20 protein-coding genes are annotated in these 22,550 nt (G+C 65.3%); 9 read left to right on the top strand and 11 right to left on the bottom strand.

Going from position 1 to position 22,550, the window contains the following annotated elements:
- Positions 1-201: 201 nt before the first annotated feature.
- On the bottom strand, positions 202-2,013 hold the full coding sequence (locus PAM7066_RS16955) for a hypothetical protein (RefSeq protein WP_085855407.1): 1,812 nt from the start codon (positions 2,011-2,013) through the stop codon (positions 202-204).
- 156 nt (positions 2,014-2,169) lie between these two features.
- Here PAM7066_RS16955 and PAM7066_RS16950 point away from each other — a divergent pair, with 156 nt between their 5' ends.
- The 7 genes from PAM7066_RS16950 to PAM7066_RS16920 all read left to right on the top strand — a co-directional run bounded on the left by PAM7066_RS16950 (position 2,170) and on the right by PAM7066_RS16920 (position 9,733).
- Positions 2,170-3,495: a tetratricopeptide repeat protein gene (locus tag PAM7066_RS16950; protein WP_085855406.1), complete on the top strand. Its 1,326-nt coding sequence runs from the start codon at positions 2,170-2,172 to the stop codon at positions 3,493-3,495.
- 26 nt (positions 3,496-3,521) lie between these two features.
- Positions 3,522-3,749: a hypothetical protein gene (locus PAM7066_RS16945; RefSeq protein WP_085855405.1), complete on the top strand. Its 228-nt coding sequence runs from the start codon at positions 3,522-3,524 to the stop codon at positions 3,747-3,749.
- Between the two features lie 37 nt (positions 3,750-3,786).
- Positions 3,787-4,413: a hypothetical protein gene (locus PAM7066_RS16940; protein ID WP_085855404.1), complete on the top strand. Its 627-nt coding sequence runs from the start codon at positions 3,787-3,789 to the stop codon at positions 4,411-4,413.
- A 180-nt stretch (positions 4,414-4,593) separates the two neighbouring features.
- A complete protein-coding gene (locus PAM7066_RS16935) occupies positions 4,594-8,070 on the top strand; it encodes a chemotaxis protein CheB (protein ID WP_085855403.1) in 3,477 nt (1,158 codons plus the stop codon).
- Positions 8,071-8,075: 5 nt separating this feature from the next.
- Positions 8,076-8,465 (top strand): response regulator, encoded by a 390-nt coding sequence (locus tag PAM7066_RS16930; RefSeq protein WP_217639994.1) that lies wholly within the window; start codon positions 8,076-8,078, stop codon positions 8,463-8,465.
- Positions 8,466-8,685: 220 nt separating this feature from the next.
- Complete coding sequence (locus tag PAM7066_RS18740; protein WP_139215044.1) at positions 8,686-9,111, top strand: hypothetical protein; 426 nt, start codon at positions 8,686-8,688, stop codon at positions 9,109-9,111.
- A 73-nt stretch (positions 9,112-9,184) separates the two neighbouring features.
- The gene (locus PAM7066_RS16920) at positions 9,185-9,733 is read left to right on the top strand and encodes a sigma factor (protein WP_175484710.1); all 549 of its coding nucleotides are present in this window, start codon (positions 9,185-9,187) and stop codon (positions 9,731-9,733) included.
- Between the two features lie 200 nt (positions 9,734-9,933).
- On the opposite strand, the gene PAM7066_RS16915 is transcribed toward PAM7066_RS16920, so the two are convergent.
- The 10 genes from PAM7066_RS16915 to PAM7066_RS16870 all read right to left on the bottom strand — a co-directional run bounded on the left by PAM7066_RS16915 (position 9,934) and on the right by PAM7066_RS16870 (position 20,255).
- Entirely contained in the window at positions 9,934-10,569 is a 636-nt protein-coding gene (locus tag PAM7066_RS16915; protein ID WP_217808391.1) for a DUF4126 family protein, read from the bottom strand.
- Positions 10,566-11,012, bottom strand: coding sequence for a GFA family protein (locus PAM7066_RS16910; RefSeq protein ID WP_085855400.1), 447 nt, complete (start codon positions 11,010-11,012; stop codon positions 10,566-10,568). Before PAM7066_RS16910 ends, PAM7066_RS16915 begins: the two co-directional genes overlap by 4 nt.
- 331 nt (positions 11,013-11,343) lie before the next feature.
- A complete protein-coding gene (locus tag PAM7066_RS16905; RefSeq protein ID WP_139215043.1) occupies positions 11,344-11,901 on the bottom strand; it encodes a hypothetical protein in 558 nt (185 codons plus the stop codon).
- 108 nt (positions 11,902-12,009) lie between these two features.
- Positions 12,010-13,125 carry a S1C family serine protease gene (locus tag PAM7066_RS16900; protein WP_085855398.1) on the bottom strand — a complete coding sequence of 372 codons (1,116 nt, stop codon included), beginning with the start codon at positions 13,123-13,125 and terminating at the stop codon, positions 12,010-12,012.
- Positions 13,126-13,324: 199 nt separating this feature from the next.
- Complete coding sequence (locus tag PAM7066_RS16895) at positions 13,325-14,389, bottom strand: ABC transporter ATP-binding protein (RefSeq protein ID WP_085855397.1); 1,065 nt, start codon at positions 14,387-14,389, stop codon at positions 13,325-13,327.
- Positions 14,390-14,424: 35 nt separating this feature from the next.
- On the bottom strand, positions 14,425-15,267 hold the full coding sequence (locus tag PAM7066_RS16890; RefSeq protein WP_085855396.1) for a carbohydrate ABC transporter permease: 843 nt from the start codon (positions 15,265-15,267) through the stop codon (positions 14,425-14,427).
- Complete coding sequence (locus PAM7066_RS16885; RefSeq protein ID WP_085855395.1) at positions 15,264-16,139, bottom strand: carbohydrate ABC transporter permease; 876 nt, start codon at positions 16,137-16,139, stop codon at positions 15,264-15,266. The genes PAM7066_RS16890 and PAM7066_RS16885 overlap by 4 nt, the downstream gene beginning before the upstream one ends.
- Positions 16,140-16,199: 60 nt before the next feature.
- Positions 16,200-17,453 carry an extracellular solute-binding protein gene (locus tag PAM7066_RS16880; RefSeq protein ID WP_085855394.1) on the bottom strand — a complete coding sequence of 418 codons (1,254 nt, stop codon included), beginning with the start codon at positions 17,451-17,453 and terminating at the stop codon, positions 16,200-16,202.
- Between the two features lie 58 nt (positions 17,454-17,511).
- On the bottom strand, positions 17,512-19,041 hold the full coding sequence (arfA, locus tag PAM7066_RS16875; RefSeq protein ID WP_085855393.1) for an arabinosylfuranosidase ArfA: 1,530 nt from the start codon (positions 19,039-19,041) through the stop codon (positions 17,512-17,514).
- Positions 19,042-19,145: 104 nt separating this feature from the next.
- The gene (locus PAM7066_RS16870) at positions 19,146-20,255 is read right to left on the bottom strand and encodes an ArsR/SmtB family transcription factor (protein ID WP_245749743.1); all 1,110 of its coding nucleotides are present in this window, start codon (positions 20,253-20,255) and stop codon (positions 19,146-19,148) included.
- A gap of 289 nt (positions 20,256-20,544) precedes the next feature.
- Here PAM7066_RS16870 and PAM7066_RS16865 point away from each other — a divergent pair, with 289 nt between their 5' ends.
- Positions 20,545-21,558, top strand: a complete 1,014-nt coding sequence (locus tag PAM7066_RS16865) for a LacI family DNA-binding transcriptional regulator (protein ID WP_175484708.1) — start codon at positions 20,545-20,547, stop codon at positions 21,556-21,558.
- 78 nt (positions 21,559-21,636) lie between these two features.
- Positions 21,637-22,530, top strand: coding sequence for a serine hydrolase domain-containing protein (locus PAM7066_RS16860; RefSeq protein ID WP_085855390.1), 894 nt, complete (start codon positions 21,637-21,639; stop codon positions 22,528-22,530).
- The last annotated feature ends 20 nt before the right edge of the window (positions 22,531-22,550 follow it).

The following is a 22,550-nucleotide window of genomic DNA, read 5'->3' as shown; positions in this document are numbered from 1 at the left end:
CCCGCTCCGTCACCAGCTTCACAGGCTCGATCTTGAACTCGCGGCGGAACTTCCGTCTCGTCATGTCCACTCTCCAGTTCCATGGTCACGATCTTATCTTCGTGTCCACGAAACCGGCAGCAGTTCAGCGTGCCAGGGCGTCGACGACGGCAGCTTGTTCTAGGCGAGCCTGATGGAGCGGGTGCTCGGCTCCCGCGACGGTCAGGCCGGGACGGCTGCCGCCGGTTCGTCGAAGCTCCAGGCGATCGGCGTCTCCGGCAGATAGACGCAGAAGACGCCGGTGCGGACGCTTGCGGCGAGGTGACGGCCGAGCGCTGGATGCGCCGCCTCGACCTTGCGCAGCGCGTAGCGCAGGCGCCACGTCACCGTCGTTCGGGCGCGTTCAGCCAGGTCGCCCAGCCGGCGGCCGCGCCCGCCAAGTCCGAGGGCGCTGGACAGGGCGTCGACGATGGCGTCCATCTCGGACCGCGCCCGCTCGGCCCGGCCGATGTCGTTCATGTCCTCGGCCTCTGCCAATTCCTCGCCAAGTTCCCGCACGCGGGCCTTCAGGTCGGCGCGGGCACGGTCGTCGAGCGCAGCGTCGGCGCCGTACGTGGTCTCGGCGCGATCGGCCAGGTCGAGGCAATGCACCTCCTCTCCCGGCCGCTCGAGCAGGCGGCGCAGGTCGTACAACCCCTTGAGGTCCGGGAATGCGACACGCTGGCCGGCGAAGTCCGCGACCCAGCCGATCTGCGCCCGCAGCAGCCGCGCCGCCCCCGGCACCTCGATCCGCATCGGAGCGGGCGCCATCGTCTCGCCCAGGCGCTCAAGGCCGGCGGCGACGTAAGCGGCGTCCTCCGGCCTGCGGAACGGGTTCACCTTCAGGAACCAGCGAATGGGCTCTCCGGGCGGCACCGGCGCGCCAAAGGCGATCTTCTCGGCGAAGTCGGCATGGAACTGCGCCAGCGCCTGCCGCGCCTCGTCTAGGCGGTCGGCATGGGCCAGCGCCGAGGCGGAGAAGCCCGAGGCGTCGACGAAGGGCAGTCGGTCCGCCTTCGCCCCCATTGCCAGCGCCGTGTCGAGATCGCGCGCGAGGAAATGCGCCAGCGCGGCGATGCCGAAATAGCCGTTCGGGTGGTAGGGGTGCAGCCGCATTGCACGCGCGACATGCGCGACGCCCGCCTCCGGGCGGCCGAGATAAATCTCGCAGAGCGCCGCCTGCACCAGCAGATCGGCATCGTTGGGGCAAAGCGCCACCGCCCTGTCGAGATACCACGACGCGCTCTCGAAGGCGCGGCGGAAAAGCTGCACCTTGGCGATGACGAGGTGGACCATGGCGTCGCCGTCGTCGAGGTCGAGCGCCCGGTGCGCGTGGTGGTAGGCGAGCCTGCTGTTCTCGTCGAAGCGGTCCCAGAATTGGCAGCTCCACTCGTTGAACCAGCTGAGCGCGATCCCGGCATGGGCGCGGGCGTTGGAGGGGTCGCGACCGAGCACGTCCTCGAAGATCGCGCGGGCCGCATCGTCCGCCTCGCGCGTCCCGTCTCGCATCAGCGCAAGCCCGTGCAGCACCAGCCCGTTATGCGCCGGCACCGCCACGCTGCGCCGGACCTCGGACCGGGCAACCTCGTCGAGCCGCGCGTGCAGGCTCGCGGCGACGCGTGCCACGACTTCGTCGCGTAGCGCGAAGGGGTCGTCCGAGGGCAGCTCGATCTGATCGCTCCAAAGCTGCTGCGCCTGGGCTGTGGCGACGAGGCTGGCGGTCAGGTGCAGCCCGCCATCGCCCCCCGTGATCCGGCCGCGCAGGACGTGGCTGGCACCCAGCCGCCGGCCCACCTCGCCATCGTCGCATCCCGCCACCGCCAGCGCGGAGTGCGGCGAGATCACCGCGAGGGAGCGGAACCGGCTCAACGCGCCGCAGATATCCTCGTGCAGGCCCTGCAGGACGGGGTCCGAAAGCCAGGCATCGCCGCGGCTGACGAGCGGCATGACGGCGATGACCGGCAGGCCGGACTGTATGGGAGTCGTGCCGTTCATGCGTCCGGGCCCCCCTCGATCACAGTCGAATGCGGCACTCTACGGCGCATCCTGACGTAAGGGAAGCTTCCTCACGACGTGGGGCGCGTTCTCACGCCTTCCGATGTGAACGCCAATGGGCCGACCGCGGCCCGAACCCAGAGGAAGAACGACGACATGACACTCAAGGACATCCGCGGGCTCGACGTCACGGGGGCCACCGCCGCCGCGCTGGTCCCGTACGAGGCGGCGGTCGCCGACCTGCAATGCTACCGCGGCGACCCGGTGGCACAGGTCGACGCCGCGATCGAGGCGGCGCCGGGCTTTGCCATGGCGCATGCGTTGAAGGCGTGGCTGCATCTGCTCGGCACCGAACCATCGGCCCTGCCGGTCGCACGCGCCGCCCACGCCGCCGCCGCCGCTGCGGCCGGCACCGCACGCGAACGCGGCCACGTCGCGGCGATCGGCCACCTGATCGACGGACGCTGGCAGCAGGCCGGGCGGGTGCTCGAGGATGTGACGATCGACGCCCCGCGTGATGCGCTGGCGCTACTGGGCGGGCACCAGATCGACTTCTTCACGGGCCACAGCCGGATGCTGCGCGACCGCATCGCCCGCGCCCTGCCCTCCTGGGACGAGGGCGTGCCTGGCTTCCACTCGGTCCTCGGCATGCATGCCTTCGGGCTGGAGGAGACCGGCGCCTACGGCCGCGCCGAGGCCGAGGGGCGGCGCGGCGTCGAGCTCGAGCCGCGGGATGGCTGGTCGCAGCACGCGGTGGCCCATGTGCTGGAGATGCAGAGCCGGCAGGAAGACGGCATCGCCTGGATGCGCGCGAACCCCGCCGCCTGGGCGACCGACAGCTTCTTCCAGGTCCACAACTGGTGGCACCTCGCCCTCTACCATCACGACATCGGCGATTACGACGCCGTGCTCGCCCTCTTCGACGGCGAGATGGAGGGCGGACGCTCGGGCGTCGTTCTCGACATGGTCGACGCTTCGGCGCTGCTCTGGCGGCTGCACCTGCGCGGCGTCGATGTCGGCGACCGCTGGCAGACGGTTGCCCAGGGATGGGAGGCGGCCGCGGCGACCGGCAGCTACGCCTTCAACGACACCCATGCGGTGATGGCCTTCGTCGGCGCCGGCCGGCGCGATGCGGCGACAGCCGTGATCGAGGCGCAGGCCGAGGCGATGGCGCGCGACGACGACAACGCGGGCTTCACCCGCGACGTCGGCCACGCCGTCGCCCGCGCCATCCTTGCCTTCGGCGACGGCGACTACGCCCGGACCACGGCGCTGCTGCGCCCGATCCGGTCCGTCGCGCATCGCTTCGGCGGCAGCCATGCGCAGCGCGACGTCATCGACCTGACGCTGATCGAGGCCGCGTTCCGCTCGGGCCAGGCCAACCTTGCCGCCGCCCTGGCGAACGAGCGCGTCGAGGTCCGGCACGAAAGCCCGCTTGCCCAGCTCTTCGCCCGCCGCGCCGCCGGGATGGCGGCGGCATGACATCCCCCGAACGAAGGAAGCCCGATATGCCGACCGACCAGACTGCTGCACGCGTTGTGGCTCCCACAGGCGCCCGCGCTGCCATGTGGGTGCTGAACCCATGGCCCAGGCGGCGACCCAACCCGTCGCTGCACGGAACTCTGCTGGCACCCAGCGACCACCTGCTCGCCGATATCGGCCTGACCCGCCATGCCGCATCTTCGCACGACACCCGCTTCTCCGACCCATGGTCCCTCATCCAGCACATGCGCTGAGCGGCGACCCCTCCTGAACCCCAAAAGGAATTACAGAATGAAACCGACCCACCTGATCCTCGCCGCTTTGCTCGCCACGGTCCCGGCCGCAGCCATTGCCGGCGGCGCGCATACCGCCTTCGACGTGGCCGAGGATCTCAGCCGCTTCGTCTACGGCGACGCGCCGGTCTTCGAGGACGGCATGCCGGCCTACGGCAACGCCTTCGTCACCCAAGGCTACGTCTACCCCGCCGGCACGCTCGACGGCGGGGTCGAGGGGACCAACCCGGACGGCACCCCGGCCTTCCCGGACAAGGTCATCGGCACCTGGACCTGCGACGGCTACTATGTCGGCGACGGCTTCCGCACCGTGGCCGGCACGGTGGTCGTCACCCGGCAGATCATCGTGTTCGACGGCGGCGAGCTTCTGATCACCCAGGGGCCGGAACTGGCGGAGACGGATGTCGAGATCGTCCGCGCCGTGACCGGCGGCACGGGGGACTATGCCGATGCGCCCGCAGAGATCCGGCAGACGCTTCTCGGCATGAGCGACGGCTATGGCGTCCGCCTTCAGATGGAGTTCGCGGAGGAGACCGCAGCCAGCGCACTCAATCCAAGCCCGGGCACATTTGCTGCGCTCGACGCCACGATGGACGCCGCCGATTACGGCCATGGCGGTCGGTGACGCATTGAATTGACGCGCCGGCGGACGAACTCTGTCCGCCGGCCTCTCCGATGCATCAGACGCGCGGGCATGGGCGAGCTGGTCGCAGTCATGCCCGCAGACAGTATACAGCCTCACACCCATGTTTCTTCTGGTAGAAATGTGGTTCAGTGCAGCATTCCTTCAGGAGGAAAAGCTGCCGTGGCCAACGATACGAGCTGTCAGCCGAAGAATGGTCCCGTCCCGATCTGTGCCATCGGCGCTTCCGCTGGCGGCGTTCACGCGCTCCGCAGCCTGTTTCGGCAACTGCCGGACGATCTGGGACTGGCCTATATCGTCATCGTTCACCTGGCGCCCGAGCATCCCAGCTCCATGGCCGAGATCCTCTCGGCCTGCACGACGATGGACGTCCACCAGGTCACTGACACGCCCGAGCTGCGGGCGAACTGCATCTACGTGATCCCGCCCGACCGCGAGTTGGTGATCGAGGGCGACAACGTCCACGCCCGCGAATTCACCGAGCCGCGGGGCCGCCGGGCGCCGGTCGATGTCCTCTTTCGCTCGATCGCGGCGGCGCGCGGCGATGGCATGGCCGTGGTCCTCAGCGGCGCCGGCTCGGACGGGGCGAACGGGGTCAGGTCCATCCACGAAGGCGGCGGCCTTGTCCTGGCGCAGGACCCCGCCGAGGCCGAGTTCAGCGCGATGCCGCAGAACGCCATCGCCACCGGCGTCGTCAGCTTCATCGCCCCGCTCGACCGCCTGGCCGAGCACATCGTGGACGTGGCAAAAAGCAAGGGGGCGGTGCGGTCGCTCGACGAGGAAGGCGCGTCGAACGACCTGCGCCGGATCATCGGCATCCTGCGCGCCCGCACGGGCCACGACTTCTCGAGCTACAAGCGCGCGACCGTGATGCGCCGGGTGCTGCGGCGCATGCAGGTCTGCGGAGTGACCAGCCTTGCCGAGTATTCCAAGTTCGTCCTCGGCACGCCCGAGGAGGCCCAGGAGCTTTTCGGCGACCTGCTGATCTCGGTCACCCAGTTCTTCCGCGACGAGGGCGCCTACGAGGCGCTGGCGGCGAAGGTCATCGGGCCGCTCATCGAAGAGGCGGGCGATGAAGGGGTCCGCGCCTGGTCGGCGGGATGCGCGACCGGCGAAGAGGCCTACAGCCTCGCGATGCTGATGCTGGAAGAGGCCGAGCGGCGCCGGCTGAAGATGCCGATCCAGATCTTCGCCAGCGACCTGGACGAGGGTGCGCTCGGCACGGCGCGCGAGGGACGCTATCCTCGCTCGATCGAAGCCGACGTGTCGATGGAGCGGCTCGAGCGGTTCTTCATCGACGAGGGCACGCATTACCGGGTCCGCAAGGAGCTGCGGGACACGGTCCTCTTCGCGTCCCACAGCGTGCTGAAGGACCCGCCCTTCATGCGCCTCGACCTGGTCGCCTGCCGCAACATGCTGATCTACATGGAGCGAACGCTGCAGGAGCAGCTTCTGAGCCTGTTCCACTACGGCTTGAAGCCGAATGGCGCCCTGTTCCTCGGATCGGCGGAAACGGCGGACTCCAGCGAGTTCTTCTCGAGCTTCGACCGCGAGGCGCGAATCTTCCGGACCCTTCCCCGGGCGCGGCGGCACATGCCCACGCTTCCACAGGGCACCGCAGAGCTTTCGCAACGGCAGCCGGCGCCCGCGCCGGAACTCCATCGCGACCGCCACCCCGCGCCGCTGGAACAGCACGCCGAGGCGCTCGAAAAGGTTGCGCCACCCAGCGTGCTGGTCGACGCGAACCAGCAGATCCTGCACCTGTCGCCCAATGCCGGCCGGTTCATCCAGCATTCCGCCGGCACCTTCTCGGGCAAGCTGTCCGAGGTGGTGCGGCCCGAGCTGCGCCTCGACCTGAAGGTGGGGCTGGACCGCGCGCTGCAGAGCCGGATGGCCACGATGACACACCCCACGCCGATCGCCGTCGACGGCGAGAAGCGCCGCATCGCGATGCAGATCGCCCCCGTGCCGGTGCGCGAAGGGGCTGTCGGGCAGGCAATGGTGCTTTTCCTCGATGCCGGCCCGGCGCTGTCCGCGCCGGACGACGACGTCGATCCGGGCGAGGTCCGGGACGACGAGGTGCGCCGCCTGCATGCGGAACTGAAGGCCGCGCAGGAGTCGCTCGTGGCAAGCCGGGGCGAGCACGAGGCGGCGATCGAGGATCTGCGCGCCGCGAACGAAGAGCTGCAATCCATCAACGAGGAATACCGCGCCACGTCGGAAGAGCTCGAGACATCGAAGGAAGAGCTCCAGTCGATGAACGAAGAGCTCCAGACCGTGAACACCGAGCTGAAGATCAAGCTCGAGAGCATCTCGACCGCCCATAGCGACCTTCAGAACCTGACCGCGGCGACCGAGATCGGCACGCTGTTCCTCGACGCCAAGCTGCGGATACGGATGTTCACGCCGCCGATCGGCGATCTCTTCAACGTCACCGAGATGGACGCGGGGCGCAATTTCACCGATTTCACGCACCGGCTGCGTTACGACGACCTCGAAAAGGACGCGCGTCGGGTGTTGCGGGATCTCTCGCCGCTCGAAACCGAGGTGCAGGCCAAGGACGGGCGCTGCTTCATGATGCGCATCCGGCCCTACCGCACGGTCGAGGACCGGATCGACGGTGTCGTCGTGACCTTCGTCGACATCACCTCGCGCCTCAAGGCCGAGCAGCAGCTCGTTGAAAGCCAGCACCGGTACCAGACGCTGTTCAATTCGATCGACGAGGGCTTCGGCATCATCGAGATCATCTTCACGGCCGAGGGCGCGCCGATCGACTACAGGTTCATCGAGGTCAACGACGCCTTCGCGCGACAGACGGGGCTGGAGAACGCCGTAGGCCGAACCGCGCACGAGCTTGTGCCCGATCTCGAGCATCATTGGATCGAAATCTACGGTCACATCGTCCGCACCGGCAAGCCCGAACGGTTCGACGCGCCCGCGGCCCCCCTGAACCGCCACTATGAAACCTACGCCTTCCCCATCGGCGCCGCGGACGATCACCGCCTCGGCGTGCTGTTCCGCGACATCTCGGACCGCAAGGAGGCGGAAGATCAGCACCGACTGCTCACACACGAGCTGAGCCACAGGGTGAAGAACACGCTGACGGTGGTTCAGGCGCTCGCGCGGCAGCCATGTGCGTCGAGCATGACGACCGAGCAATACCGGGACCGGTTCGTCGGCCGCATCCAGGCCCTGGCGCACGCCCACGACCAGTTGCTCGCGACGAACTGGCAATCCGCCGATCTCGCGACGCTGATCCGGTCCACGCTCTCGCCCTACGGCCGGGACGGGTCGATCGACCAGGTCGACAACGGCCCGGCGACGCAGCTGACGCCGAAACAGGGCCTCGGCCTTGCGCTCATCCTGCACGAGCTCGCGACCAATGCGTCGAAATACGGCGCCCTCTCGACCGCGGAGGGTGAACTCCGCGTCACCTGGGACGCGGAAGGGGAGGACGAGCAGCGCCAGATCCGCCTGACGTGGGCAGAATGCGGAGGCCCGCCGGTTGCGAATGAAGTCCCCCGCGGGTTCGGCACGAGGCTGATCGAGCGCGCCTGCACCTACGAACTCGAGGGCACGGCGGAACTTCGCTTCACTCCGAAGGGTTTGACGGCAGAGATAGTATTCCCCGTCACGTAAGGAGAGTGACCATCGCAGCCACTGAGAACCCGCGAGCGCTGGCGGGGCGTCGCGTGCTCATCGTCGAGGATGAAATGCTGTTGGCGATGGATCTCGAGATGTTGCTCGAGGATCAAGGGTACGAGGTCCTCCAGCCGGTCCGCAACGTCGAGCGCGCACTCGCCGTGCTCGGTGCTGAACGCCCCGATGTCGTCACGCTCGACATGAACCTCAACGGCGAGTCGTCGGCGCCGGTCGCCACTGCCTTGCGCGAGCAGAACATTCCCTTCGTCGTCGTCACTGGGTACACCGCCAAGCACGGGGAAGAACCGGCCTTCCGGGATGCACCGTTGGTGAAAAAACCCTACGACACCGTCGAACTGCTCCGGGCGCTCACCCACCTGCTCACGGGCTGATTTGGGGCCGTAGGGCGGGCGGGTTGCTCGCTCGGTTCTCGATCGATCTTGCTGCGGCAGGTTTGTCCACACATCGAAGTCGCAGGGGCGTTCGCTCCAGGGTCTTGCGGGCATCAAGTTGCCGGCGGGGACACGGCGCGGCCTTTCTGAATCGCCACGCCGTGGGCTTCGGTAACTACGGGATCGACATACCCACTGTACCTATTGCGGTTGCCTCCGCATGAGTGTCGTGATTCCAGATTGTTCCCAACGAAGATCAGCCACCAATCTGGCGAAGATACGTCCGGGCGAGCAACCGCTTGTTGCCTTGGGACGCACCATCTTCGAAAATGAAGATGAGGCGCGTAAGTTCGCCGGTGGAGAGCCGGGACAGATCGGGCTCGCCTACGCCCGCGGTAAGCAGGTAGTGGCCAACGGCGGACCGGAGTTGGTCGCCCGGCATCGCGACTGCGGATTGCTGCGTCGCGAGGACGAGGACGAGTGCGGCGGGAAGAATTATCCTGAGAGGTATCATGGCGCATCGCTTTGCGGGTTTGCCGCCGCCACTATTGACAGCGTGCCTCAGCCACTTCGGAAAGGCGACGACGTCCATTACCACGCTCACGCCGATGTGAGGTTCGGCCGCGCCAAGGTTGGAGCTGCTTAGAACCCCGCATCACAAGCCCGTTATACAGGCGAAATCCGTGTAACACTCCCACGCTTCCAGACGAAGGATGGGCATGACACGCAGTCGCGACGCCAGATGGGCTGACCTGCTTCGACGCGCGAATTGCGGCGACGACATTGCCTATTCTCAGTTCCTGAGGGAAATATCTCCCGTCCTCTGGGGCGTCATCGTAGCGCGGCATCGGGGCTCGCGAGACGAATGCAAGGATATTCTTCAGGAAACACTGATCGCCGTACATGAAAAACGGCACACATTGCGAACGGGTGATCCGGTGGCGCCGTGGCTCTATGCGATCGCTCGGTACAAGACTGTGGATGCGTTCCGGCGAAGGCCGCGGCACTTTTTCATTTCCACCGAGGACAAGACGCTCCAGATCGCCGATCCGAACGTCGTCAGTCCGGAGGTTGCGCTCGATGTGGAAATGCTCTTGTCGCAGCTCGATGTGAAATCCGCAGGTATTGTCCGCGCGATCAAGCTGTTGGGTGACAGCGCGGACGAAGCGAGCGCCCGCTATGGCATGACTGCCGGCGCAGTGCGCGTCGCCCTTCACCGGGCCCTGGCGCGGCTGGTGAAGCATGTCGTTCGGAATTCGAGGAGATGAAGAACGATGCATGACAATTGGCGGGTCGATCGCGTTCCTCAGCTCGGCGCGGCTTGCTCATCCAATCGTGGCCGGCCGCACAGGTCGTTCCGGACAGGACACTTCGCATGAACTGCCAATGGCGCGCCAAGGCACTCAAGCATCCCTACAACGACGGCTGTCCTGCGCAATGCATCCGGCATCCAGAGGATAAATCCGCGTCATCGCGGTTCGCGTGACGAGTGTTCCTTGATGATCGCTGTGGCGCCGGCCAACACGGCCGCGTCCTCGAGGAAGCCGGTCGACGTCTGGCCGGCATATTCCATTGCCCTGACCCGCGTGCGCCAGCCCGGATAGGATGCAATTCCGGCCGTAGCACCACCAACCGCGGCACCGAGCCACCGCTGCCGACGCGTCGCAAGCGATGCTCCCGCAATAGCCGAGGTGATGACACGAGCGGTGATGCCGATCGGCACGATGCGATCCGGTGCTGTCTTCTGCTTATCACCAGCCATTTCGGCGATCGCGAAAGCCACCGCTCCGGCAGTTATGAGCGGGTGCGAGAGGAAATGAGGCGCGCCGTTGTCCGAGCGCAATCGATTGGTCGCAGCGGCGACAGCCACTGCGGCAAGAGGTGTCATTGCGCGTTGGCCGCCGATGAGTCCCATCAGAAAAGAGGAAAGCATCATCCTTCTCCAGACTTGTTCGAAGGCAATCGCAAGCAGCCAGATCGGTTCCCCAAGTACGAGTAGTTCTGCGCCGAAGCCGATCAGGGGGCACGCCAATCGAAGTGTCTTGATCATCCCATGCGTCGCCGGGTGGCCCTTCATCTCCTTCTTCACCGCGGCAAGCCTCATACTCGCGATGCAGCGAAAGCCTCGACCAGCTCGCCCCATTGCTCAGCTTCCGGGAAAGCCGGGGCAGAATGCCGCGCCCCGGTATGAACCCACCCCAATCGCTCCGCCGCGCAGGTTTCCACGAATGGAGGCTCTGCAGGCACGTTGTCCAGCATGGTCGTCCGCGCATTCACCGATGCCTCCACGCCCGGCGGGCGCGTGAAGACCCAGCTCAGGCAATTCATGCAGAAACGGTGCCCAAAGCTGTGGTCGACGCCACCCGGACCGTCTTCACCTGCGACAAGACGAAAGTCCGATGCCGGGATTGCGATCGACAGCGAGAACGGGCCGCCCGTCATCTTTTGGCATCCCCGGCAATGGCAGGCGTTCGTCAACAGCGGCGGAGCCGTGATCTCGAACCGCAGACGGCCGCAGCGGCAACCACCCTTTGCAGGTAGGTCCATATCCTGTCCTCCATCCGGTTGCCGCGAGGCTGCCATGAAATCCGTTGAGAGATGGCACGATCACGTTCGTGCGCCCCTTGGGCGTCGCTCAACCAACCGAGATCAGACACGTCACCGCTCGTTGATCGAAGGCTGGATCGCGCTGCACACGCGGGTTCACTGGCTTCTCAGACACGGAGGGGCAGCGTGCGGCCAATTTAGCTGCATATCACCGGACGGCGCATCGCTCGTCGGCTGAGCGGTCACACCGCCATGAACTCGCGCCGTTGTGGCGTGATGCCACAAACGCCGCGAGGAGGGGCTGCCATCAAGCAGTCATACGCGCCTTGAATCAGGCGCCGCGCGCCTCTTCGACCGCCTGCAAGCACGCGTCTTCGTCACCGCGATCAAGGGCGGCTTGCGCGCGTTCCAGGGCCTCGACACGGATCCCGTCGTTCGCGCCGGACGCGAGATCCTGTTGAGCTTCAGCGTCCTGCTGCGAAACGGCGATTGCCGAGTCCTCGTCCATCCCGGTGCCGTTTCCTTCGGCGGCAGTGCCATCTTCCGCCAGGGGCGCCTGGGTGCCATCCTTGGCGATGTCGTTGTCGCCCCCGCCACCGGCCGATGCATCTTGATCGGCAGGCTCTTCGCCGGCGGAAGTTGTTGTGGCGACATCGCCTCCAGCGGCGGCGCCCTCAGCCTCGGTAGCATTGGGCTCCTCGAGCGGAGCAAGCGTGCCGTCCTTGGCAATGCCGGTCCGGCCCGTATCTGATGCGCCGGTTTCCGCGCTCATGCCACCATCAGCCTGAAGTGCGCTGATTTCCTCCGCGCAATCAGCGAACGCCATCGACGCCCCGAATCCGAAAACCGCGCAGCTGGCCAAAAGCATGTTCATCGTTACACGTTTCACTTTTTCATCCTCCCATGCCGAAAATCGACACTGTGAAACGCGGCTGTCCCGGATCGGTTCCGGGCGCGAGAAGCCGGCCTTCGTGACAGGAGGCACCTCCCCCACCTCCTAGGCAGGACCTTCCAGAGCGACTGTCACGCTGTGCTGCCGACCATTGCGCAGCAACTCGATCTCGACCTGGTCGCCGGGCTCGTGCGTGTCGAGAGCGACCAGGAGATCCTCGCTGGTCACGACAGGGCTTCCCCCTACCCCGACGACGATGTCGCCCGGAACGAGGCGGCCGTCGGCAGTGAACCTCGCCGGCTCGAGGCCCGCTCTTTCCGCGCCCGAGCCGGGAACGACGCCCAGCACCACGACCCCCGCCAGCCCTTGGCGGCGCGCCAGTTCATTGATCCGCTGGTCGTAGTCTATCCCCAGTGCCGGCGGAGTATAGCGACCGTGTTCGATCAGTTGCGGCACCACCCGATTCACCACGTCCACCGGAACGGCGAAGCCGATGCCCGCGCTGCCCCCCGACGGGCTGAAGATCGCGGTGTTCACCCCGATCAGCCGACCCGCGCTGTCGAGGAGCGGCCCGCCGGAATTACCGGGATTGATCGCCGCATCGGTCTGGATCAATCCGCGGAGCGTTCGGCGACCTTCTCCGGGGAACTCACGGTCCAGGGCCGAGACGACGCCCGTGGTCAATGTCCAGTCGAGCCCGAACGGATTGCCGATCGCCAGCACCTTCTGTCCGACCTGGATGTCCGCGCTGCGTCCGAGCAGGAGAGGCGGCGCGTCGCCGCCTTCGATCCTGAGCACGGCGAGATCATGGGCAGGATCGGTGCCGACCAGTCGAGCCTGGTAGGTCTCGCCATCTGCCAGCTGCACCAAGGCACCGTCCGCACCGGCGATCACGTGGTTGTTCGTTATGACATGTCCCTGCGCGTCCCAGACGAAGCCCGATCCGGTTCCGCGGGGCACCTCGGTGGAGCGGCGGCTCCAGGGGTCGATGACGCGCGAGGACGTGGTGATGAACACGACGCTTTCGCGCGCCGCCTGAAAGGTCTCGATGACCGACCGCTCATCCGAAGGAAGATCGGGCCGCGGGTCGACCTGCCGTGGCTGGGGCGGCGGCGTCAGCATGCTCTCGATGATACTCGGTCCGGCCTGCCACGCGATCCCGACGACTGCCGCCGCCAGCGCAGACAGGACGAGCCGGGATAGGAAACGTCGATCATCCATGAGTCATGCCATCCTTGCCGCACCGACGTGACAGCGCCTTGCTTCGCGGTGCCGAGTCATGCTGCATCAGGAAAGAATGTGGAAGGCCGGACCGCTGCCCTCTGCCGAAGCAATCTGCAGCGCCAGCGGAGCGGGCGGAAGACATCCTCCTGCGTCTCAGTTCGCTTTCCCTTGTGAGGCATCGTTGCGGATAGCCCGATCAGCCGACGATCCTGTCGCCGCTGTCGGGATCGAAGAAGTGCACCTTGTCCACAGGAATGCTCAGGCGGACGGATTGCCCTTCGCTCAGGCCAAGGCGTTCGTGGAACACTGCCGTCAACACGTCGCCCGAAACCTCCAGGTTGACGTGGATATCGGCACCCGTCGGTTCGATCAGTTGCACCTGCGCGGGGAAACCCGCCTCGTCTATCTCGATGTCCTCGGGGCGCAGACCCATGATGGTCGCTCGGCCAGGTTCGATGCGCGGCGGCGCTGCAAGAGGCAGTTCGGCCCCGTTGTCTGTGACGAACGACCGTCCGCCCTCGCCGATGCGCCCGTTCAGCATGTTCATGGCGGGCGAGCCGATGAACCCGCCGACGAAGGCGTTGGCCGGCGTGTCGTACAGTTCCAGGGGCGAGCCGATCTGTTCCACGTGGCCGTCGCGCAGGACCACGATCTTGTCGGCCATGGTCATGGCTTCGATCTGGTCGTGCGTGACATACACGATCGTGGTCTTCAGCTTCTTGTGCAGCACGCGGATCTCGGCCCGCATCTGCACCCGCAGCTTGGCATCCAGGTTCGAGAGCGGTTCGTCGAACAGGAAGACCTTGGGATCGCGCACGATGGCGCGCCCCATGGCGACGCGCTGGCGCTGCCCGCCAGACAACTGGCGCGGGTATCGGTCCAGCAACGGGGTAAGTCCCAGGATCTCGGCCGCGGCTTGAACCTTGCGGTCGCGCTCCGGCGGCTTGACGTCGCGCATCCGGAGCGAGAAGCCCATGTTCTCGGCCACGCTCATGTGCGGGTAGAGCGCGTAGGACTGGAACACCATGGCGATGTCGCGGTCCTTGGGATGCAGTCGGCTGACCTCCTTGTCGTCGATCAGGATTTCGCCCGTCGTGATGTCCTCGAGGCCCGCGATCAGGCGCAGAAGGGTCGACTTCCCGCAACCCGAGGGTCCGACGAGGACGACGAACTCGCCGTCTTCGATGTCGATGTCGATGCCATGCAGGACCTCGAAGCCGCCGAAGGACTTGGTCGCGCGTCGGATAGCCAGTGGAGCCATGTCCTACACCTTCGTCTCGTTGGAGTTCAGCCTGCTCATCCCTTGACCGCCCCGGCCGTCAGACCGCGCACGAGGTGGCGTTGCAGGACCAGCATCACGATCACGATCGGCAACATGATCCCGATCGCACCCGCGGCAGAAAGCGACCAGGCCGAGATGTCCTCGCCCCCGAAGGAGGCAATGGCCACGGGAAGCGTCTTGGTATCGGTGCCGGTCAGGACCAGCGCGAAGAGGAATTCGTTGTAGGACAGAAGAAGGCTGAACAACGCCGCAACGGTCATGCCGGGGCGGGCCAAGGGCAGGATCACGATGCGGAAGGCTTGCCAGCTCGTGCAGCCGTCGATAGCCGCCGCCTCGTCCAGGTCGCGCGGAATCTCGAGGAAGAAGCCGTGCATGAGCCAGATCGTGAACGGCTGATTGATCGCCACCAGGGCCAGGATCAAAAGAACGTAGCTGTCGATCAGGTTCAGAAACGTGCCCATCACGAAGAACGGGATCGCCAGCAGCATGTGGGGAAACATGCGGATGGTGAAAAGCGCGCTCAGGATCGGGCCGGCGCTTCGGCGCGGGATGCGCGACAGGGCATAGGCGGCAAGGCACCCGAAAGGGACCGAGATGAAGACGGTCCCCGCCGACACGATCAGGCTGTTCTTCAGGTAGCGAAAGAAGTCGTTCTCGAACCAGACCTGACGGTGATACTCGAGCGTCGGCTCGAAGATGATCGTCGGCGGGATGGTGAAGGCGTCCCTTGGGTCCTTCAGCGAGGTCAGAACCGCCCAGATCAACGGCATCAGATTGATGAAGGTGAAGATGCAAAGGGCGATGAAGATCAGGTAGGTCTCGCGTTGACGACGTTTCGGTGAATCCGCGACGGTCATCGGTCCCCTCCCCGGTAGATGCTGTTCAGAAGCCGGTTGATGGTCAGCAGAAGTGCCGCGACGATCACCAGGGTGATGACGCCAAGCGCCGAGGCCTTGCCGACCTGAAGCATCCGGAAGCCAAGCTGGTAGGTATAGATGGTGATCGTCTCGGTCGCGGTGCCGGGCCCGCCGCCGGTCAGCACGTAGATGATGTCGAAGAAGCGAAAGACGTCCATCAACCGGACCGAAATGGTGAAGATGATCGCCGGGATCAGCGCCGGGATGATCACGTGACGCAGGATCCGCCAATTGCTTGCGCCGTCGATCTGCGCCGCCTCGATGAGGGACTCATCCAGTCCCTGGAGGCCCGCATAGAGCACCATCATGATGAGCGGCGTGAAGATCCACGCATCGGCGAGGATGACGCTGATCTTCGCCCAGAACGGATCGCCCAACCAGTCGGGCGGCGTGATGCCGAAGGTCAGCAGCGTGGCGTCCACGAAGCCCCAGTTCGCAGCCAGCATCCACTTCAGGAAAAGCGCCGCCACGACCGGGGTCACGATATGCGGCAGGAACAGCAGGACCGAGAAGACCCGCGCACTGCTGTTCAGCCGGTAAAGCGCCAGGGCCAATGCGAACCCCACGACGAATTCCAGCCCGACCGAGCCGAAGGCGATCACGATGGTCGTCCACATCGATCGCCACAGACGCTGTTCGGTGAGCAGGTCCACGTAATTGCCCAGCCCGATGAAGCTGCGCACATTCGAGCCGAGGTAATAGTCGAAGAAGCTCAGGTAGATCGCGTAGCCCAGCGGCCACAGCAGGACCACGGCCAACAACCCGAAACTCGGCACGAAGAATAGCCAGAGGCCGCGCTGCCAGCGTACCATTGTCGGATCTCCTTGTGTGAACCGGAGAGCGGCCCGCGGAACGCCCGCGGGCCGCCACGCTCATTCGTCGTAGTAGCCGCGCGAGGCGAGAAGCTCCTCGGTCTCGGCAGCGGCCTGATCGAGCGCCGCCTGAACCTCGGCCTCGCCGGTGACGGCGCGCAGGATGTGGCGGGTCACGATCTCGCCCACGTCGAGGAAGTCGGGCATCGCGGGGAAGGCCTTGCCGCCTTCAAGCGCGGCGCGGGCTGCAGGATACCAGCGATACTGTTCGGCCAGCGCCGGATCTTCGAGGATCGAGAGGCGCGGCGGCATCGCGTATTGCGCCCCTTCTCGCATGCTTTCCCGGCTGGCAGCCTCTGCCATCATGCGGAACATTTCCTCCTTGTCGCCGGACGAGAACCTTGAAATCGCGAAGCCGTCATTCGCGATGCGCGCACCGCCGCCCGGAGGGGCGACCCAGTCGATCTGGTCGACCACGCGGGACTGTTCGGGATCGTCCATCGCCGCAGCGCGGGTGAACCACTGAAGGCCCATGGCCGCCAGCCCCTGCTGCAGGTTGATCGTGGATTCGTCGTTGGCGTGAGATGTGAAGCCGCGGGGCGCGTGCTCCGTCATCTCCTTCAGCTTGGTGATCGCCTCGACGCCGGCGGCGTTGTTGAAGATCGGCCGCCATTCCTCGTCGAACCAGCCATCTCCGATCGAGTTCATGTACCAGTGCGCCTCGTTCAAGGCCGCGTCCACGGGCTTGAGCGACATGATCGTTCCGGCCGTCCGCGCACTGTCGAGTTCGGCCGCGGCCGCCTTGTACTCTTCCATCGTCTCGGGCGGCTCGATGCCCGCCTCTTCCAGAAGGTCCTTGCGGTAGAAGAACAGCTCGGTGTTGGTCAGGATCGGCATGGAGTAGATGTGGCCGTCATACGTGACGGAATCGATCACCGATTGGGGGAAGTCGTCGAGGTCGTACTCCTCCCTGTACTTCTCCCACAGGTCGTCGAGCGGCTCCAGCCATCCGTTGGCGGCGAAGCGCTGGAACGACGCGTCGTTCAGGTAGAGCACGTCGATCGCGTCCGACTCCGACGACATGGTGATCGATGCCAGCTCCAGTTCCTTGTCGATCGGCATCAGCTCCGTCGTCACCCTGCCCTCGGGCAGCGCCTCGACCATCTGCTGGGTGTAGTATTCGAGCGCCGGCTGCCGATGGCTGATGACGCGGATCGCGTCCTGTGCGGCGGCCGTGCCGGCGATGGTGGCGGCAAAGGCTAGCGCGGGCGCCACGCCTCTCAGCACCATTCTACGGTTCATTGCGGTAATCATCTCTTCCTCCCTTGCTACAATGACGGCGGGGCCACGTTTCCTCCCGGCCCGGCCGCAGTCAGCCGCTGCCTGCCACCTCCTCCAGCTCAAGGCGGATCACGTGGTATGACAGCGGTCCCAGCCGCGCGCGAAGGCGGCCGTCGTCCAGTGCCGCGCCCGAGCCATCGGCAGGAGCGATGCGGTCAGGGGCTTCGGCCGAATTCGTAGCCTGCAAGTCGTGTCCTTCCATCACCCGATGCAGCGCCACGCGGCGCGCGTTGAAGCCTGCCATCTCGACGTCGAGGTCCGCTGCTTCGGTCAGATGCCGGTTCAGCGCGAAAATGGTGAGCATCCCCGCCGCGGCATCGTGCGTCACCGCGATGTCGAGATACGAGACGTCATCGGCGACCCGGCAGTCGTACCGGGGCGCATCCACCTGCACCGCCAGCGCGTCTCCTCGGCCGTAGAGGCTGGCCATCTGATAGGGCCAGTAGATCGTCTGCCGCCACGCCGGTCCACCACGTTCCGCGCGGATCGGCGCGATCACGTTCACCAGCTGAGCGATACACGCGATCTTTACCCGGTCCGATCGACGGATGAACTCGTTCAGTAGCCCGGCGACGAACAGCGCATCCTCGAAGTTGTAGGTCTCTTCGAGGAGGGATGGCGCCTCCGGCCAGTCCCACGCCTTCACCCGGGCCTTGTCTTCGGCGCGGCTGTGATACCACACGTTCCACTCGTCGAAGCAGATGAAGATGTCGTTCTTCGCCCGCTTCTTCGCCTTCACGTGGTCGATCGTCCCTGCGATCGCCTGGATGTAGCGGCCGGTCTGCTCGATCTTTCCGAAGTAGTTCAGGGTGTCCCGGCTGTTGTTGCCGAAGTACTTGTGCAGAGAGATATAGTCGACGTTCTCGTAGCATTCCTCCAGAACTTCGCGCTCCCAATCCGGGTAGGTCGGCATCTCGTCGTTGGAGGACCCGCACACGATCGTCTCGATCGACGGATCGAGAGCCTTCAGCGCCTTCGCGGTCTGGTTCGCGACGCGTCCGTAGTCTCGGGCCGTGCGGTGCCCGATCTGCCATGGGCCGTCCATCTCGTTACCCAGGCACCACATCTTCACGCCGTACGGCTGCTCCACCCCGTGCGACCGGCGAAGGTCGGACCACGTGGTGCCGGACGGGTGATTGACGTACTCCATGAATTCGCGTGCGTCCTGCAACGTGCCGGTGCCCAGGTTGACCGCCAGCATCATCTCGATTCCGGCTTCTCCGGCCCATTCGGCGAATTCGTTGATGCCGACCTGGTTGGTCTCCCGCGACCTCCACGCAAGGTCCAGACGCACCGGCCTCTCGGTCTTGGGGCCGATACCATCCTTCCAGTCATAGGCCGAGACGAAGTTACCGCCCGGATAGCGGATTGCCGGAACGTCGAGATCCCGCACCAGCCCCAGAACGTCCTGCCGAAACCCGCGGTGGTCGGCATGTGGGTGGCCGGGCTCGTAGATCCCGGAATAGATCGCACGTCCCATATGCTCGATGAAGGCGGAATAGAGGCGGTCGTCGATGCGCGAGATGCGGAAGTCTCGATGAATCGCGGCACGTGCCTTCATAGCCCTCCCCCGAATGTATATCCGAAAACCCGATAAGTATCGCGTTGTCGAATTGAAGCCGGAACGGCACCATGCAGTCAAGGCTCTTGCGCGAAGAGGTCGGGCTAGGCGCTCCTCCTCAGGCGAAGAAGGATGTTCTGATCGTAGTTGCCGAAACCACGGCCGAAGATATTCACGCCGCCCGGATGGCGGGCCTCTTCCTTCACCTCGATTCGCAGCCGGATCGACCGATGCTGCGTGAGGTCCAGGTCGGCCAGCGTCACGTCGGAAATCCGCAGACCGTCCACGAAGCTGCCCATCCGCGTCACGGACCAGGTCTTCAGCATCCCGTACTGCGACCCCCTCAGCGCCCACCATCTCGGCGTATAGAGGCCGCGCTTGTCGCCGTAATCACCGGGCGAGGTCCACGCGCCCAGCGGGCAACCATTGATCGAAACAGAGATGTCCGATGGCCAGTCCGGGCTGGTGCCGGGGACTTCGGAACTGAGCTCCATCGAGACCTCCACGGCATCGAGTTCCGAACCGACGAGCTTGGCATTGTTCGGAAACTGGTACTCGACGAAGCCATTGGTGAACCAGAGCAGAGCGGCCTTCATGCGGTCGGGTTCGAGGAACGATGACGGGACGTCCAGCAACCCGACGACACCCTCGGGCGAACACAGGCCGCAAGGCGCCCTGACTTCGCAATGAGAATACAGGCCCACAGGCATCGCGACATCGATGACGTCGTCGCCGGTCGCTTCCTGCTCGTCTCGGAAGACCACGATCAACTCGTCATAGATTGCGCGGCACAGTTTCTGCGTGCCGCGCCGCGCATTTCGCGACTCCGTTTCGACCAGCCCCGCTTCCTCGAGGAGGCGGACGTTGGTGGACACGGACGATTGAGGCAGGCCGAGCCTCTCGGCGATCACGTTGACATTGGTCGGGCCGGAGGTGCGCAAGAGCTTCAGGATATTCACGCGGGTCGGCGAGGAGAGGGCCTTGAGGATCCCGAAGTCCTTCTCCGGGTCGACGACGATGAATTTGCCGTTCATTCCGCTTCTCCGCCCAATCCCGATACGTATCACAGGATGTGATAAGCGCAGCGAGCCGCAGCGGTCAAAGCCTATAACTGGCTGGGCCAGCGCGGGGCCGCACACGAACATGCGCACCTTGCGAACATGCGACGCCAGGTGAACCACCGCCCGCCAGGCCGAGTTGCCGCCGCCGATCACGGCGACCTCCTCGCCTGCTCAGAGCCTCATCTCGGCCGCCGCGGCCCAGCACCGGGCGTCCGTCCGCCTGGAAGGTGGTTTCGACAAAGCTCGCCCGCCCTCGCCCGGATCGCAAGCCGGAGCCACGGGTCGGGCCGTGCTGAAAACCTGTTCGCGCGCCGGAGCGCGTTTCGCCGAAACATCCATCTTTCCTCCCGATGGTCGCCTGGTGTATCGTTATACGTAGAACCTTATACAGATCATGGGGGAATTGCTTTATCTCGGGCGGAGCCGGAAGACAGGAGGTCGCGTGGACGACGGAACGACCAGCCAGCGTGTCACGATACGAACCGTCGCGCAGGATGCCGGCGTCTCGGTCTCGGCCGTCTCGAAGGTGCTGCGCAACGCCTATGGCGTCAGCGACGAGCTGCGAAAGAAGGTGGACTCGTCGATCTCGCGGCTGGGCTATCGGCCCAGCATGGCGGCACGCAGCATGCGCGGGCGCACGCAGACAGTGGGTATCCTGCTGGTCGAAATGGAGAACCCGTTCCTGCCTGTCATCGTCTCGGGCATCATGAACGAGCTGTCGCAGGCGAACTACAAGAGCATGCTGGCTGTCGGACGGGCCGATATGATGATCGAAACGTCGCTGATCGATTCGATGCTGGACTTCAGGATGGATGGGATCATCCTGGTCGCGCCCCGCCTGAAGGGAGCGCTTCTTTCCAAGTACGCCAAGCAGATCCCGACAGTGGTCGTCGGCCATCACGAACCGGGTTCCACCGACTTCGACACGGTGAACGGCAACGATGTCGAGGCGATGCGTCAGATCGTCCGCCGGGTTCACCGGGACGGGCGCCGCCGGATCGAGATGGTGAGCATCGACCGCAGTTCCAATGACAGCGATGTCTCGTATCAACGCGAGGTCGGCTACACCGCCGAGATGATGGCGCTGGGCCTGACCGAGCACATCCGGATCAATCGCCTGTCCGAGCAGCACAAGCGCGAAGCGATCGCGCCGCTGGTCGCCCGGCCGGATCAGCCCGAGGCCTATATCTGCTGGAGCGACCTGCACGGCATCGATCTCGTCTCCCAAGGCCGCGCCAAAGGCTGGCGCATCCCGTCCGAGATTGCCGTCGTCGGTTTCGACGACAGCCCGGCGGCCGCGCTGCCGCAGATCGATCTGGCTTCCTACAACCACGACGGAGCGCGCCAGGGCGCAGAGGGTACCCGCCTGCTGCTGTCGCGCATCCACGGCCGGACCGATGCGCGGCACGTTCTCGTCGATGGCAAGCTGATCGAGCGTTCGAGTCTCACCGCATAGGCCACCCTCGCTTTGACGCCTGTCCGTCAGCCACTTCGCGCCCTTAGATGCCGGTCTTTCACGTGCTATCGATCGGCCATGACACAAAGCCGACCCATCTTTTCCTGCCGGATTTGCGGTGACGCTCCAGAAGTGGCATCCGGCGATAGCGCGCCGATCTTTCCCTACTGGAGCTTCACGAAGACGGTCATCGCGATCTGTGCCCTGAAGCTGGCTGAGGCGGGCAAGATTGATCTGGATGAGCCTATCGCGGGCCAGCCATTCACACTCCGCCAGCTTCTGAGCCACACCGCCGGACTCCCAGATTACGGCACGCTTCGTGATTATCATGCTGCCGTGCGAAATGATGAGGAGCCTTGGTCTCGCGACGACCTCCTGAGCGCGGCCATGGCCCAGGGAAGGAGGTTCGCACCGGGCCAAGGCTGGGCCTACTCGAATGTCGGTTACATGCTGGCGCGGGAACGGGTGGAGGATGTTGCGGATCGATCCTTCGCATGCCTCGTCAAAGACATGATCTGTGAGCCGCTTGGACTTCGCAGCATAGCGCTTGCCACCACCCGGGAAGACTTCTCGCGGGTCCATTGGCAGGCTGCCATGCAGTATCACCCGGGTTGGGTCTACCACGGGTGCCTGATCGGGACCGCCGCAGATGCAGCATGGCTGCTTCATGCGCTGTTCACATCCAGGCTGCTGAAGGCGGCAACACTCGCTGAAATGCTGCACCGATACCCTCTGGGCGGGGCGATCCAAGGAAGGCCTTGGATCGACCATGGCTATGGCCTCGGCCTCATGAGCGGCCGCGTGGGCGTCGCCGGGCGCGCAATCGGGCACTCTGGCGCCGGCCCGTTCTGCGTAAACGCCGTCTATCATTTCCCCGATCTCGAAGAACCGGTCACCGTTGCGAGCTTCAGTGACGGGCAAAGTGAAGGCATAGCCGAGTTTGCGGCAATGAAACTCGCCGAAAACGGATGACCGCTCCGTCCCGCATTGCG

The organism is Palleronia marisminoris, from assembly GCF_900172315.1.
In the GTDB taxonomy this organism is placed as follows: domain Bacteria; phylum Pseudomonadota; class Alphaproteobacteria; order Rhodobacterales; family Rhodobacteraceae; genus Palleronia; species Palleronia marisminoris.
The sequence above is the reverse complement of the archived record's forward strand: the minus strand, read 5'-3'. Positions and strand labels throughout refer to the sequence as shown.